Here is a 15,245-nt window from a genome sequence, read left to right as displayed (position 1 = left end):
GCGCAGCGGTACCGTTTCTGTGGAGTGTCGGTACCGTGGTGATCATCCGGACTCGGTGATCGAAGGTAGGAAGCTCGCTTGCACACCAATTTGACCAATAGCAAAGCCATCCTCATGGTTCTAGGCTCGCACGAGGAGTTCAGGTGCGAGGTCGTCAGCTCTGCTCCGACGCACGCACGGCTGGAGCCAGAAGACGGGAGCTTTCCGACGGACCTGATCAAGCCAGGTCTACCCGCGCTTCTCATATGGAATCGCCACAATCACAGGGTAGCCAAGTCGACTAAGATCAAGGCCGCAAGCGATACCGCAATCGATCTACAGTTTTCACGCCACGGAAAGCTCGCGCCTGTGGATCGAGACGTATCCCTAACGGACTGCCAATTGCCAGCGATGTATCGACCGAGCAACGGCCCCGGCTACTACGGCTGCTGGCGCGGCGCCTTGATCACCAAGCACGGCCCAGACGTACTGCATCTAAGGATCGACGACGGCGGTACCGTGCCGGATCACATGGAGCTGATGTTCAGCCCAATCGGCTCAGACAGCGGTGGCGGTGCGCGCATGTACGCCGACGACGGCTCAGTAGTCAACGCATCGGACGTGCGCTCCCGGCGCATCCGGGTGCAAGCGCTTACAGAAAGCCTCCTGGCCTCCGAAACGCCCGGTACGATACAGTTGATAGTGCGCATTACACGCACCCTGTATCGCACCGCGTAGCCGGTCTAGCCTAGAAGGCAGTGATCTCCCAGACACCGAGATCATTGCTCACGCTCCAGGGCAAGTGCGCGACGATTCCGCCTGCCCGGCGGACCAGGCGAGCACGCACGGCGCCATCGCTGGATCTCACATAGTTGCTGGCACCCGATGTCACGTCCACCGTCACGCTCGTATCAGAAGTGCTCAAGGTTCGAGTGTTCTTTGAATCCCACTGATTAGTCGTAAAGTTGTAGAACTGAATCTCTTCGGTGACATTGATCGACGAAGATCGTGAGACAGTGCGGAACTTCAACCTGACCGCTGTCGTGTATGGCGCAACTCCGTTGAGCGTGATGTCGTTTGGCGACTCGCTTTGGTTCAAGGTTATGCCGGCATTCACTACATACACGTTTCCGTCTTGGCTGAAGAAACTACTGATCGACCCGCTGATGTATGTGCCTCGATTCAGGTTTACGGAGCTTGGCAGAACGGTTTTCGGCACCGTCATGTCAGCGAGCGTGGCCGTCTTGAAGAGGTTCACGCGGCCGTTGCCGAACGTGCTCGAACTGCCGATATTGTCGCAGCTCTGGAACACGATCTGCTCGACCTTGCTCGCCGAAAGCGCGGGGTTGATGGACCAGACCATCGCGACCACTCCGTTTGCGACCGGCGCCGCCATGCTCGTTCCAGTTCCAAACCCATACGAACTGTTGCTGTTGCGCACAGTCGACAGAATGTTCACGCCGGGAGCAAAGACGTCGATGGCCAGTCCGAATGCCGAAGAACTCCATCTGGTGTCGCTGCTCGTCGATGCGCCGACGATGATGACGTCCGCCCAGTCGAACCAGTTCAGATTGGCGCCGTTGTTCCCAGCCGCCCACAGAAAAAGGCCGCCTCGACTCTTGATGTAAGCGCCAGTTGTTTGCACGGTGCTGCTGCTCACACCGCTGTAGCTGACCGAAATGGACTTTGCCCCGTTGTTGACGGCCCACCGCGCGCCGTTCACTATGTTGGCCATGCTCGCGGAGCCGCCGGCACTGTTCGTTACGCGGATCGGCATCAGGCGGTAGTTCCAACCTACGCCTGCGACTCCTCGACTGTTGTTGCCAGCAGCCCCCGCATCTCCCATGACGTGCGTCCCGTGGCCGTTGATATCGTTGACGGCTCCTCCGTTGTTTTGAGACAGCCTGCTGGCCGAGTTGTATCCGGGGACCAGCAACGGCGCTAGGTCCTCGTGCGTAAGATGCACGCCGGTGTCACAAGTCGCGAGCGTCACGCCAGAGCCGGTGTTGATGTTCCAACCTTGCGGGGACTGCATTCTGAAGTGATGCCACTGTTGGCCAAAAAACGGATCGTTAGGGATAACGACAGGGTAGACGGTCCAATTCGGTTCAGCGTACTGATAATCGCCAGTCGCCATCAAGAACGCCGAGAACGAGTTTTCGTCGTAATTCGAAGGGACCGCCACAACCAACTCATCCGTATCGGCGACATACTCGATGAGCAGTCGCGCCAACCGTTGGCGTGCGCGATTCTGCCGCATTTGATCCGACATCGAGCGGCGCTGGACAAAACTCTCGACAATTTGAATCGGTCGGACGATCAACTCGCCGGAAAACTCTCTGACGCCAGCAACTTCGACAAATCGCTGGCTGGAATCGCCGCCGCCACCACCGCGGACTTGGCCGAATGCGAAGCTGAACGAACTAAGGACGACGAGCGCGAGAACTACGCGAAGGGTGCGATTCATGGTGCAAATTCCTAACGTGCCAGTGGCAGAGACAGAAGCAAAAAACGTCTTTCGACGAACCAACATTATAGCTCATCCCCCGATCTTCGTCCAGCAATTTTGGTCAGCATACTGGTAGAAATGCCGGGCACGCCCAAGTAGTTGCGGACAGTTCTGGCATAATTGCTGACAGGGTCGATCCACCCTCTTCCCCATCCATGAGCATCGCCGCAGAACGAATCGTTGGCTCCGATCTTTTCGACGTCTTCAAAAAGGTCGAAACGGGCCAGCGCTTGAACTCAGAGGACGGGCTGCGGCTTTACCAGCACCCGAACCTCACCGGCGTCGCCTACATGGCGAACATCGTGCGCGAGCGCAAGAACGGCGACAAGGCGTACTACGTCCGCAACCAGCACATCAACTACACGAACATCTGCAACAAGTTCTGCAAGTTCTGTTCGTTCTACGCCAAGAAGGGCGGGCCGGACCCTTACGAGATGACGATCGACGAGGTCCGCAGGCGACTCGAGTGGCACAAAGACGTGCGGATCAAGGAGGTCCACATGGTCGGCGGCATCAACCCGCGCCTCCCCTACGATTACTATATGCGCCTCGTTGGCGTGGTAAAGGAGGTCCTTCCCGGAGCGCACGTCAAGGCTTTCACCGCGATCGAGATCGAGCAGATCGCCAAGAAGGGCAAGGTTTCGATCGACCAGGCCCTGAGCGACCTCATGAAGGCTGGGCTGGACTGTCTCCCTGGCGGTGGGATCGAGATCCTGAGCGACCGCGTCCACGAAGAGCTATTCGGCCGAAAGCTAGGAGGCGAAGAGTGGAAGGCCGTCGCTCGAGCGACCGCCAAGGCCGGACTTCCGCAGTACGCGACGATGCTCTACGGACACATCGAGACCGACGAGGAGCGGGTCGAGCACCTGGTGCAACTCCGCGAACTGCAGGACGAGGTCGGCAACTTCCTCTCTTTCACGCCTCTCTCGTTCCATCCGGAGAACACAGAGCTGGAAGACGTCAAGCCGCTGACCGGCGCCATGGACCTGCGCAACATCGCGGTCAGCCGCCTAATGCTCGACAACTTCGACCACATCAAGTCTTTTTGGATCATGAACACACCCGAGATCACCCAAGCCGCGCTCTGGTACGGTTCGGACGACTGCGACGGGCTCGTGCACGAGTACGAAATCACGTATAGCGAGGGCGACTTCGGCAACAAGAGCCAGGGCCTCACCTACCAGAACATGAACTTCATGATCCGCGAGGCTGGGCGCGTGCCTGTCGAGCGCGACTCGCTCTACAACGTGGTCGAGCGGTCGCCTGAGGAACTGGCGGACACCAAGCCGAGGAAGCAACTCGAACCACTGACCATGGTCCACTAGGAACGGGAGGGCGAGCGTCCCCGCGAGCCGCCTTGGATCAAAGGTCATCGGTCAGCGCTGAGGAAAGCTCCGACGCGTCGGAGCACTCCCAAAAGGAGCAGCATCCTCCATAGTAGTGCCAACCTTCAGGTCTGCACGACATCGCAGGGCGACAGACATACGCGGCTCGCGAGGACGATCGCCCTCCCGCAACCGCGACCCTCAGGTCGCAGAGCGAATTGCCGGAGGATGCGAGCGATCAGGTGGGCGCCGTGCCGATCATCGGTCAAGCGAAATGTGAGAACATAGGAGAGTCATGATCGCTCTCGCTCTCATCTGCATGGTTGCGCAAGACCCGCTGCCGAAGGCGTACGCGATCCCTGTCGTCGACCTCGACAGGCTGCCGCAGTTCCACGTCGTCGTGGACCAGGAAAAGGGCCAGTACCTCGGCCATCCGACGACCGTGCTGCTCGAGGACGGCAAGACGATCTTGACGGTGTATCCGAAGGCTCACGGGAGGGGGCCGATCGTCTACAAGAGGTCCGCGGATGGCGGCAAGACCTGGAGCGAGCGGCTGCCCACGCCGGAGAACTGGGCGACGAGCAAGGAGACGCCAACGATCCACCGGGTCATCGACCCCAAGACCGGCAAGAAGCGGCTGATCGTCTGGTCCGGGCTCTATCCAGCGCGGATGGCAGTCAGCGAGGACGCCGGCGAAAGCTGGAGCCCGCTGGAGTCGGTCGGCGATTGGGGTGGGATCGTCGTCATGGGGTTCACGGAGCGGATGAAGAACGGCGACTACCTCGCGATGTTCCACGACGACGGGCGGTTCTTCAAAGAGGGCGGCAAGCAGACGCCGACCATGACGCTGTACAAGACGTTCAGCAAGGACGGCGGAATGACGTGGTCGGAGCCCGAGGCGGTCCACGCCGCTAGCGACGTCCACCTCTGCGAGCCGGGGTTCATCCGCTCGCCGGACGGTAAGACCATCGCGATCCTGCTGCGCGAGAACACCCGCACCCGCAACTCCTACGTCATGTTCAGCCGCAACGAAGGCAAGACTTGGACCAACCCGCGCGAGCTGCCCGCCGCGCTGACCGGAGACAGGCACACCGCCAAGTACGGCCCGGACGGAAGGCTGTTCATCTCTTTCCGCGACACGACCCACATCAGCCCGACGCGCTGGGACTGGGCCGGCTGGGTCGGCACGTGGGAAGATATCGTGATGGGCCGCGAGGGCCAGTACCGCGTGCGGCTGAAGAAAAACTACGTCGGCGCGGACTGCGGCTACCCCGGGGTGGAGATTCTGCCGGACGGGACGTTCGTCACGACGACGTACGGCCATTGGGACGAGGGCGAGGTCGCCTATATCCGCACGGTTAGGTTCAAGCTCGCCGACCTCGACCGGATTCTGAAAGAGGGTCGGCACGTCATACGGCCTGGTGAGCGCTAACGCCGTTCGGGTTGGTTCGGGGGTTTGGGACTCGGGACTCGGGGTTCGGGGGTTCGGGGGTTCGGGACTCGGGACTCGGGACTCGGGAGTTCGGGACTCCCCCACGGGAGGGCGAGCGTCGGGCAGTTGGCACCCTGCATATACCCCAGTAAATTTGCCTGTTTCCGAGCATTGGGAACCCGTGACGAGGACAGCCGGTTGAACCTAACCGAGAGGTACACTCGAGCCTCATGCTATTTGGGAAGGCGAACCCGCTGAGGGATCGCTTCGAGCGGATGGCCGAGGACGTTTTTCCTTCTCTCTACGGCACAGCGTTGCGCCTGACGAGGGATCCGGAAGACGCCAACGACATCTCTCAGGAAGCGCTGATTCGGGCTTACGAGGCGTTCGACCGGTTCGACGGTCGGAACTTCAAGGCTTGGATGCTGCGCATCCTGACGAACCTGTACATCAACAGGTACCGGAAGAGGCAACGGACAGGCAAGCCGTCCTCGCTCGATGACGAGGAGGCGGCCGAGCCGATCGCACCGGCTGACGAAGTGCCGGACAGGCGGCTGCTGGACGAACTGGTAGGCGCAGAGATCGAAGAGGCGCTGGCCAACGTGCCGGAAGCGTTTCGGATGACAGTGATTTTGAGCGACATAGAAGGCATGAGTTACGACGAAGTGGCCGAGGCGACGCAGGTTCCGGTTGGAACAGTCCGATCGAGGCTTGCGCGAGGGAGGGCCATGCTGCGACGGCAGCTGACCGAGTACGCCCGAGAAGAGGGGTACCTGCGAGAGGCGAACACCGAATGAGCGATTGGATCGAAGACGTACATGCGCTTGCCGACGGCGAGCTGCCAGATGACAAGAGGAAGGAGACGATGAAAATCGTCGAGGAGAACCCGGACGCCGCTGCCGAGTACCAGTGGGCTCTGTTCTTCCGCGAGTCTCTAGCCACGATGTGCCTCGAGCACGACTGCGATGACGCTTGGCAGCAGTCCAAAGAGCGATTGCAGGCCTTGGACCGATCGTCGAAGCTGGACAGCTTTGTCGGCCGCTACTCGTGGGCCATGGCTGCCAGCCTGTTCGTCATCATCGCGTTTGCCGGAATTTGGAACCGTGAAATCGGCGGGCGAGAGCTGTCAGGCCAGCAGGTCGCGCAGCTGATGAGAAGCGCGACCCCGTTGAGCTCGAACGACGCCGTCGCCGCCATGGAGGACGGACTAGGCCCGGAATTCCCTGTCGTGCAACGGTTGTTCGAAGTGAACGCCGTCGGCGCAGGCGAAGTCGGGGGATCTTCGTTCATACGACTTTCTATGCAAGATAGCTCTGGACCGCTGATTCTGTATGCGATCCAAGGAGAGAAAGTATTAGAAGACCTGAAGCCAGTCAGAGGAAGGAAGGCGTTTTCGCACGGCAAACTCAACAACACCCCGTGTCTCAGTTGGACGCACAACGACATATCGTTCCTGATGATTGCCGATCGGAAACTCGAAGAGCTCATCAGCCTGGCTGAGCAATTGCAAGCTGGGTTTTGAACAATCGTGAAGGTGGCAGGGGCAGCAGGACTCGAACCCGCGACCTGCGGTTTTGGAGACCGCTGCCTAAATAGCGCCTAGGTTCGCACTGCGCCTAAAAACACCCGTTTTCGGCACCCAGTTTCTGGAAACAGTATGAACAAGAGTATGAACACGGGGCGATTGGAATTCCTATCCATTCGGTATCCTCTTTACTGAGCGATTGTGATTCGTATCCATCATGGAGCTTAGATATGCAGACCACCGATCCTCACCACAACGATCCTTCCGCCGGTTCTGAAAAGCTGCCGGGAATCAGGCACGTCATCGCGGTGGCCAGCGCGCAGGCGCTCATCGAGTGCTGCACAGCATGACGAAGATTGCCATGACGTCGCATCGTCTTTCACCATTATCGGGGGAGCCAGGTACGCTGGAACGAGCCAGCCTTCTTGAGGGAGATGCCTCTGCCGCAGAGGTGGTCGTCGCCTACCACGAGCGGACAAAACACCACTTCCACCGCTACGCCGCCTCGCTTGGCTACATGGACTGGGCGACGCAGCCCGATCCGTTTCGGCGCTACGCGGGAGCGGATCTCGTTCGCCTCCCTCTGCCTAAAGCGGGCCGCCCGCTACCCTATTGGCAGCTCTATGCGAGCGCGATCATGCCGCCGATGCCACTGTCGTTCGCGTCGGTCTCGCTCTTTTTCCGGTATGCACTGTCGCTGACGGCATGGAAGCAATCTGGTGATACCACGTGGCCGTTGCGCGCAAATCCGTCGAGTGGAAATCTTCATCCGACCGAGGGCTATGCCGTACTACCTGCGGTCGACCAGATCGGCGAGACGGCCGCCGTGTACCACTATGCGCCGAGGGAGCACGCTCTTGAACGGCGAGCGGTGCTCGACGCGAAGCGGTGGACCGAGCTGACTGAGCCTTTCCCTGAGGGCTCCTTCTTTGTGGGTCTGTCGTCGGTGCATTGGCGGGAAGCCTGGAAGTACGGTGAGCGTGCGTTCCGTTACTGCCAGCACGACGTTGGACACGCGCTTGCCAGCCTGCGTATCGCGGCAGCGGCGCTCGGCTGGAGATTGGTGCTCCTCGACAGCGTCAGCGATGGCACCCTCTCCAGTCTCCTTGGGCTTGACCGCGCTGAGGATTTCGCGGCGGCGGAGCGCGAGGAATCTGAGCTGCTCGCGTTGATTTCACCGGATTTACCAGCGCCGCTTCCGATCGAGTCGACGCCGCTGACGGTGCATGGCGGTGGCGTGCTTTGGCAGGGCAGGGCCAATACGTTGAGCCCCGAACACAGCGTCGAGTGGCCCGTGATCGACGCCGTTGCCCAGGCGACGCGACGATGCGAAAGCTCGCCTATCAAGGAGGACTTCTCCGGCTTTCCCTCGGAGGATGAGCTTTTCGGGACACCCATCCGTCAGGGCCTGCTCACCGCGGAGAGGGCCATTCTTGGACGCCGCAGCGCAGTAGCGATGGATGGCTCGACGGCAATCTCGCGAGCAGCATTCTTTCGCATGCTCGCCCGACTGATTCCAACACAAGAGCGGAGAGCTATGCCCTGGGACGCGATCCCCTGGCGACCGCGCATCCACATCGGGCTTTTCGTTCACCGCGTCGACGGCTTGGCGCCTGGCATCTACGCGCTCGCCCGAGATCCGGACAAGGTCGATATCCTCAAGAGAGTGATGCATCCAGAATTTTGTTGGCACCGCGTATCCGACTGTCCGCCAGGACTCCCCCTGTACCTCCTCCAAGAGGGGGACTGTCGAGCGCTGGCGACCACCGTCTCCTGTGGCCAGGCCATCGCCGGCGATGGCGCCTTCAGCCTGGCCATGATCGCCGACTACATGGACAGCCTGGCGACGTATGGCAGCGGGTTCTACCGAAACCTGTTCTGGGAGGCCGGCATGGTGGGCCAGCTGCTTTATCTCGAAGCCGAAGAGTCGGGTATCCGCGCCACCGGGATCGGCTGCTACTTCGACGATCCGGTCCATGCGGCCTTCGGGATCGTTTCACGCGAGTGGCAAAGTTTCTACCACTTCACTGTGGGCGGCCCGGTTGAAGACAGTCGGCTCATGACCTTGCCTGCGTACAATTTCGCGGAAGAACAATGAGCATCCCAACCATGATGCGAATTCCGGGCGCTAAATGAAACCCCTGAAAGCCAGCGTCCATGCGGGCTACCAACCAACACCCCAAAATTATCCACTCGATTTCCTGAAGAGCCGAATTTCATAATGCATCCACGTCACTGGGAACAACTCCGCACTGAACGTACCGGCTGGCTTCGCGCTGCGGTATTGGGCGCGAACGACGGTATCGTTTCCACCGCGAGCCTGGTGCTGGGCGTTGCGCAACTATCTGGCGCAGCAGGCGATCGACCGCACTGAGCAGGGTGACGATACGGGCATCCGGGATTTGCTCGATGTGTTGCGTCGCCCCTACGATGACCAATTCGGCAGCGAGCAGTACGCGCAGCGCCGCCCGGACTGGGCGCGCAACCGAGCGGGGTGTTCTATGCTGTCCTGTAGTTCGTGAGCCGCTTATGATCCCGCGCGCGGCCCTGCGCCGTAGCAGTCGAAGTCGTGACCTTCGACTGCTACGGCACGCTCATCAACTGGGAGGCCGGCATCCTATCGGCGCTCAAGGCTGCCCTGCAGGGCCCGGCCGGCGTCGATATCCTGGAACGCTTCGCCTCCCTCGAAACGGAGGCGGAGAAGACCCCCTACCTCCCCTACCGGCAGGTCCTCAAGCGGGTGCAGGCTGGTCTTGGCCTGCGGAGTCGCCGGAGCTTCTGGCCGAGTCGATCGCGCGCTGCTGATTCTCCTGCGCTACACGGGCATCAGGCCGAAGTCCGCGAGGGAATTGATTTGGAGCGAGCTCGAAGAAGGCGACATGATGTTCGTGCGCAAACAGAACGCCAAGCGGCCGTCGGGAGAGAAGCCGATCCCAGTGCCCAGCGTCGCCGCACAGGCTATCCGCGCACTGCCCAAGACGAGCATGTTCGTATTCCCGTCAAAGCGCACAGAACGCGCGTGGAGCGAGACTTGGGTCAGCAAGCAGTGGAGGAAGGCGCAGAAGGACGCAGGACTGACAGTCAGGCACCTGTACGACCTCAAGCACCTGCGGATCACCGAGCTACGCGCTGGCCTGATGGACGACGTGAAGGTCGCTGCGGCGGCGGGCATGAAGAGCGTCGAGTCCGTCCAGAACAGCTACGCTCAGATCGACCGCGCAGAGCTGCATCGACAGGTCGATAGTATGAACAAAGTATGAACAGATCGCGATCCGGGGAACGCTGATCTCTCGTTTTAGGTTCGAATAATGGCAGGGGCAGCAGGACTCGAACCCGCGACCTGCGGTTTTGGAGACCGCTGCTCTACCAACTGAGCTATACCCCTGTGGATCGTCAGAATATACCGCAACTTGCATGCCATGCCCGAGCCCTCTGGTGTCCGGCAGGATCGTCTAGTGTTCGGCCAGAATAGACATATGTTTCTACGAATCGGCGTGATATCCGTTCTGGCAGCGCTCGTTCTGGCAGCGCTCGCGCTGAACGCTTGTCGGCAGCAAACGCCCGTTGGCCGGACGCCGCAGGCGAAGTCGTATTCGGTCCTTGTCAGCCTGAGCCCGAGCACTTCCGAACTCGTCGCTGGGAACGGCGGAATGGGACTGTTGCAAGGCCGAACCTCGGCGTGCGACTTCCCGGCCGGCCTTAGAAGAGCCATCGTCGTCGTCGACAACGGTGAAATCGACTACGAGAAGCTGGAGACAATAAAACCGGACCTCGTGATCTTCGACAGCAACCTGTACAGCGACGAGAAAATTGCCAAAATCGAGCAGTTAGGGTTTGAGATGATGCCGATGGAGGCCTCGACGCTAGACGAATTCATCGACTACTCGTACCGGCTCGCGTCAAAGATCGGACTTGAATCGAACATTTCGAAGTACCTCGACAGGGTGATCACGGCCCGGAACACAGCTCTTTCCGCGGGCAATCCAACTCTGAAAGTAGCTATCGTCATCGGCGATCGAGAAGGCGGCTACATGATCGCCGGGAAAAACACCTTCCAAGCCGATGTCGTTCGATCTGTAGGCGGATCGCCAGTCGGGCCGGATGCTTCCATGTTCGTCGCGCTCAATCTGGAAACGCTGATCGTCGAAAACCCAGACATCATCATTTCTGCGGAGAACGCGGCAGACATCCTGGCAGACGAGCGATTCACGACGGTGAACGCGATCAGGAACAAGCGCGTGTTCGATTTCGAGGAACCGGCCATTCTCTTGCGCGCGGGAAAGAGGGTGGACATGATGATCGACATCCTTTCAGGTTTGATGTCTTTGAGCGGATCTGAGGGACAGAAGTGAGCGCCGCCGAAATTGGCGTGTTCGGGGGTTCGGGGTTCTACAGCCTGCTGGACGACGTGACGGAGATCAAGGTGGACACCCCATACGGTCCGCCGAGTGACAGCGTGATGTTGGCCAGCGTTGGCGGGAAGCGCGTCGCATTTCTTCCGCGCCACGGTCGAAAGCACACGATCCCGCCCCATATGATCAACTACCGAGCTAACGTCTGGGCCTTCCACAGCCTCGGCGTCAAGGCGGTGGTCAGCCCGTGCGCGTGCGGCTCTCTTCAGGAGCGGATCGCCCCCGGCAGCTTTCTGGTTACCGATCAGTTCGTCGATCGCACAAAGGGCCGCCCTGAAACGTTTTACGACGGCCCGATAACGACGCACGTCTCTGCTGCAGACATCTACCACCCAGAGCTTCGGCGTCTAACGATCGAGGCCATCAAGGCGAACGGAATCGCCTGCCACGAAACTGGGACGGTGGTCGTCATCCAAGGGCCACGGTTTTCGAGCAAGGCGGAGAGCGCATGGTTCACGAAGATGGGCTGGGACATCATCAACATGACCCAGTACCCCGAGGGGTACCTCTGCCACGAACTCGGAATGGGGGTCGTCAACTTTGGGCTCGTGACCGACTACGACAGCGGCGTCGTCGTCGGAGCGGAAGCGGTGACTGCCCACAACGTCTTGGAGGTGTTCAAAAAGAACGCCGCCAACGCGACCAAGGTCGTTCTCGACCTCATCAAGAGCATGCCAGACGACCTCTCGGTGTTCTCGACAGCGGAGGGTCTGCAGTTCACTCGCGGTGACGGACACGCGATATCCGAGTATGACGTGCGCATATTCGACTAGAATCTACGATAGGCACTGATGTTTCACGCGATTCTAGTCCTCGCTTCAGCGGTCGGCAATCCAGTTTCAGTGGTCGACGACCAGGTCACGCTTGGAACAATCGATATCGGTGGTCGCTCGATCACCATGTCCGTCCCAGCGTCTGGAGGCCCATTCAACGCAGAGACGCCCCACTACGAGTTAGACGGCTTCAAGTACGCGCTTGGCACGGATTTGAACCTCGCCGGACGGTACAGGATCGATGGCGGCTGGAAAGATGTAGCGGCAGCGTTCTTGCAGGGCGAGCGCACTCGTTCGGGCGCACCGGAGTACCCGGTCAAGGTGTACATCTCGACTCGCGTGACCATTCTCGACCACGGACAGGACGGGTACGTCCAGCAGCGCCGCGGCTCCCTGAACCTGAAAGACGTTGAGACGATTCTGCAGTCTCTCGCGCAGTTCAAGGCGATCGCCGAGGCTGCAGCAGGATCGTCGCTTCGGATCTCTCTCGACGTGACCATCGACGACGACCTCGTCTTTCTGGAGTCCGCCAGCGGCAGGAGTTCGGAGTTCCGAAATCAGCCCGGCGTGCTCAATGAGTTTTCGTACGGCGACGGGCTCGATGACAACGATCTAGCCGGCGGCAGATGGCTGACGGAGGACTTTGGCGTACGAATCAACAGCGGCAGTTGGGAATCCGATGACGGCAAGTATCGGGGTCCGTACTCCTCCGCGTTCGTGATCCATGCCGCGCTGGCAGAGTCGACCGCGACGATTCTGAGCGGCGAAACACCGCTCACGTCGGTGAGCTACGTCACCTTCACAGACCGGAGTCCTGGGGAGGCACTCTCCATTCAGCTGTACGAGGCGTGGGTTCAGCACGTGATGATCAACGCCCAACGGGGCGGGCACCCTGGAGCCGCAACCGTCTCACTTCCTACGGGCAGGGACTTGCCCCAGTATCCGGCGATACACGACGCGGGGCTCTCCAATTCTCTGTTGGCAGCAGGAAATAGGGCTGTGTCCAGATGGGGGCCCAGCAGGCTCCAAACCCCGCAAGCAATTTCGGCCAGCGACTGGGAAGAGGCCGTAGCGGGAATCCCAGCGACGGCGGTCACAGATTTAGTCGGGTTCCGCGATGCTGCCTCGTGGACCGGCGGTCGTATATCGAGCGTACGATCTGGCGATCTGACATGGGCGTTTGTCGAGCCACAGATGCTCGGGCTGTTCCTAACCCAGCGAGATGGCGCCGCAACTGCGCACGGCTACGTGCAGCTCTGGCCAGGAGCGCGGCCTCGCGTGGCAGTTCAGCTGTCAGCGCCGATGACCGGCGAGACGGATCAAGCAGCGATCGCGATGCCTGCGCCGGAAATAGCTGCGATGCTCATCGTGCCTATCCGATCACCAAGAGCAGCGTTGCCGATCACCGCCTACGCCCAGGGCAGCTTTGCCGCCGAATTGCAGAGCGATCCAGCCTTCAATCCCATTGTAGTTGTCACCGAGCCGAACCGACACAGGCGCGGATTTGCAACGGTCAGCAAGGACGACCGCGGCCAGGCTCTGTTCTATTGCCAGCTGGGTCAAACACTAGCCATGATGGTCAGCGTTGAGGGGCGTGAGAACTACGGAATCTACTTGATCGGCGAAGACGGACAGACGGTGTCAGCTTACTCGGTGTTGGCAAACTCCGAAAGACCGGCGGAGACCTCCGCGTATCCGTATTCTGTGACGTCGTTAGGCCATGTCGCTGGATCTGGCTGGACAGAGCATCGGTTGGATCTCAGCCCCTATGCCGCTACTGCAGTCAGCGAGATCCGAGTTGGTCCGCCACCGCTCGGTAACCGGTTCGAGCGAGCCGGGGGCGAACGAAATCGCATCAAGATTGGCGCAATTTCTCTGGCCGCAGGCGAGCAAGTAATCGGCGGCGACCGCGCACCAAGCACCGCGCGCTTGCTGGCCGGACTCCCCTCCTTGCTGCAACCGATTCACCTCGAGCAACTCGAGACGGCATTCGAAGTGGGACGCGAAGCCGACGTCCTAAACGCGCTTGCGGTTCTCGGTCGAGCGCTGGCGCCAGAGATGGTCCCGGCAATATCCCGATACGCCTCCAGCGGCTCGGCAGCGATCGCATATCTCGCGATCCAAGCGCTTCGATTTCAAGATACGACGGCTGCCTGGAAGGTCATCGGCGAGCGATGCGTTGCCGGACCGTTCGACACAAACGTCCGATTTGCTGCAGAGGCATTGAAGGACAAACAGGAGAAGGAGACGGCGCTGATCTTGAACAGGGCGTTTAGCAGAAGGAGTTGGCGGACCCGCCGGTCAGCCGCTCGCTCCTTGCAGACTCTGAATCCCGAGGACACTGTCATCTACGCCGCAGTCTCGCTGAACGACGGAGACGCAACAGTCAGGCTTGCGATCGTCGAACACGCCGACATCGGCAATGAGCTGCTCTCTCGCCGCCTGCTGTGGACGGCAGTGAACGACAACAACGAGACCGTTCGGGCGCATGCGTATCGCAGGCTGATCGATTCTCCGGACGAGTCGATGCGGTCGCAGGCGTTGCACGGGATCCGAGACGAAAGCGTCTTCGTCCGACTGTTCTTGCTCGAGCACATGGCGGATCGGGCGCAGCCGTATTACCGCTCGGCTCTCAGACAAGCCGTGATCGACCCCGACCCAAGGGTGCGCGCCGCCTGTCTACGAGCGTTCGCGACGCAACCAGGCCCGGTCGAACTCGCTGAAATCCAGAACACGCTGAACGATCCCGACCCGCTCGTGCAAGTTGCTCTAAAAGAGCTTGTCCGAATCAAGAACATCGAACTGCCGGATGCCGCATGAAAATAATCTTGACCTCTGATCACGCCGGATACGCGCTCAAAACCAAGCTCGCGTCGTGGGCTGCCGAAAACGGCCACGAGGTAACCGTCGTCGGGGCTCCCAATGTTGACGCGTACGACTATCCAGACGCGGCCGACGAGGCGTGCGACGCAATACTGGCCGGCCAGTCCCAGTTCGGTGTTTTTGTGTGCGGTACAGGGACCGGGATCTGTATGCGCGCCAACCGGCATCGGGGAATTCGGGCCGCGCACTGCGTATCGGCGGAAATGGCGCGGCTGGCCCGCGAGCACAACCACGCCAACGTTCTATGTCTGGGTCAATCGATGACGGATGAGGAAACGTCGGTCGAAATCCTGAAGAGCTTCTTGAGCGAGCCCGAAGATACAGCTGAAAGGCGCATTCGCCGGGTTCGTAAGCTTGATGGGAACGGTCAACTGGCTTCGAGTTGTAAGAAAGAGTAACGGCTAATA

The 15,245-nt window shown here is 60.2% G+C and carries 12 protein-coding genes, 1 tRNA gene and 1 pseudogene; 12 read left to right on the top strand and 2 right to left on the bottom strand.

Annotation, left to right across the window (positions count from 1 at the left end):
• Positions 1-78 precede the first annotated feature (78 nt).
• Positions 79-717: a hypothetical protein gene (locus IH944_08495; GenBank protein MCH7904588.1), complete on the top strand. Its 639-nt coding sequence runs from the start codon at positions 79-81 to the stop codon at positions 715-717.
• A 10-nt stretch (positions 718-727) separates the two neighbouring features.
• On the opposite strand, the gene IH944_08490 is transcribed toward IH944_08495, so the two are convergent.
• Positions 728-2,446 carry a S8 family serine peptidase gene (locus IH944_08490; GenBank protein MCH7904587.1) on the bottom strand — a complete coding sequence of 573 codons (1,719 nt, stop codon included), beginning with the start codon at positions 2,444-2,446 and terminating at the stop codon, positions 728-730.
• 197 nt (positions 2,447-2,643) lie between these two features.
• Here IH944_08490 and IH944_08485 point away from each other — a divergent pair, with 197 nt between their 5' ends.
• From IH944_08485 to IH944_08455, 7 genes and pseudogenes are all read left to right on the top strand, one after another.
• Positions 2,644-3,813 carry a CofH family radical SAM protein gene (locus tag IH944_08485; protein ID MCH7904586.1) on the top strand — a complete coding sequence of 390 codons (1,170 nt, stop codon included), beginning with the start codon at positions 2,644-2,646 and terminating at the stop codon, positions 3,811-3,813.
• A gap of 295 nt (positions 3,814-4,108) precedes the next feature.
• Positions 4,109-5,245, top strand: coding sequence for an exo-alpha-sialidase (locus IH944_08480; GenBank protein ID MCH7904585.1), 1,137 nt, complete (start codon positions 4,109-4,111; stop codon positions 5,243-5,245).
• A 230-nt stretch (positions 5,246-5,475) separates the two neighbouring features.
• Entirely contained in the window at positions 5,476-6,042 is a 567-nt protein-coding gene (locus tag IH944_08475; protein MCH7904584.1) for a sigma-70 family RNA polymerase sigma factor, read from the top strand.
• Positions 6,039-6,767: a hypothetical protein gene (locus IH944_08470; protein MCH7904583.1), complete on the top strand. Its 729-nt coding sequence runs from the start codon at positions 6,039-6,041 to the stop codon at positions 6,765-6,767. The genes IH944_08475 and IH944_08470 overlap by 4 nt, the downstream gene beginning before the upstream one ends.
• Positions 6,768-7,176: 409 nt before the next feature.
• Positions 7,177-8,868 (top strand): SagB/ThcOx family dehydrogenase, encoded by a 1,692-nt coding sequence (locus IH944_08465; protein MCH7904582.1) that lies wholly within the window; start codon positions 7,177-7,179, stop codon positions 8,866-8,868.
• Positions 8,869-9,097: 229 nt separating this feature from the next.
• A pseudogene (locus tag IH944_08460) lies at positions 9,098-9,292 on the top strand (hypothetical protein).
• 231 nt (positions 9,293-9,523) lie between these two features.
• A complete protein-coding gene (locus tag IH944_08455) occupies positions 9,524-10,030 on the top strand; it encodes a tyrosine-type recombinase/integrase (GenBank protein ID MCH7904581.1) in 507 nt (168 codons plus the stop codon).
• A 49-nt stretch (positions 10,031-10,079) separates the two neighbouring features.
• Here IH944_08455 and IH944_08450 read toward each other — a convergent pair.
• Positions 10,080-10,155: transfer RNA gene (locus tag IH944_08450), tRNA-Trp, on the bottom strand.
• Positions 10,156-10,246: 91 nt separating this feature from the next.
• Between IH944_08450 and IH944_08445 the strand changes: the two genes are divergently transcribed.
• Genes IH944_08445 through IH944_08430 form a run of 4 tightly spaced genes read left to right on the top strand, consistent with a single transcriptional unit; the run spans position 10,247 to position 15,236 of the window.
• Positions 10,247-11,122 (top strand): ABC transporter substrate-binding protein, encoded by an 876-nt coding sequence (locus IH944_08445; GenBank protein ID MCH7904580.1) that lies wholly within the window; start codon positions 10,247-10,249, stop codon positions 11,120-11,122.
• Positions 11,119-11,955, top strand: a complete 837-nt coding sequence (locus tag IH944_08440) for an S-methyl-5'-thioadenosine phosphorylase (GenBank protein ID MCH7904579.1) — start codon at positions 11,119-11,121, stop codon at positions 11,953-11,955. The genes IH944_08445 and IH944_08440 overlap by 4 nt, the downstream gene beginning before the upstream one ends.
• Before the next feature lie 18 nt (positions 11,956-11,973).
• Entirely contained in the window at positions 11,974-14,775 is a 2,802-nt protein-coding gene (locus tag IH944_08435) for a hypothetical protein (protein ID MCH7904578.1), read from the top strand.
• A complete protein-coding gene (locus IH944_08430; protein MCH7904577.1) occupies positions 14,772-15,236 on the top strand; it encodes an RpiB/LacA/LacB family sugar-phosphate isomerase in 465 nt (154 codons plus the stop codon). Before IH944_08435 ends, IH944_08430 begins: the two co-directional genes overlap by 4 nt.
• Positions 15,237-15,245 lie beyond the last annotated feature (9 nt).

This window comes from Armatimonadota bacterium (assembly GCA_022563855.1).
Taxonomy (GTDB): Bacteria; Armatimonadota; Fimbriimonadia; order Fimbriimonadales; family Fimbriimonadaceae; genus JADFMN01.
This window is presented reverse-complemented; position numbering and strand designations above follow the sequence as displayed.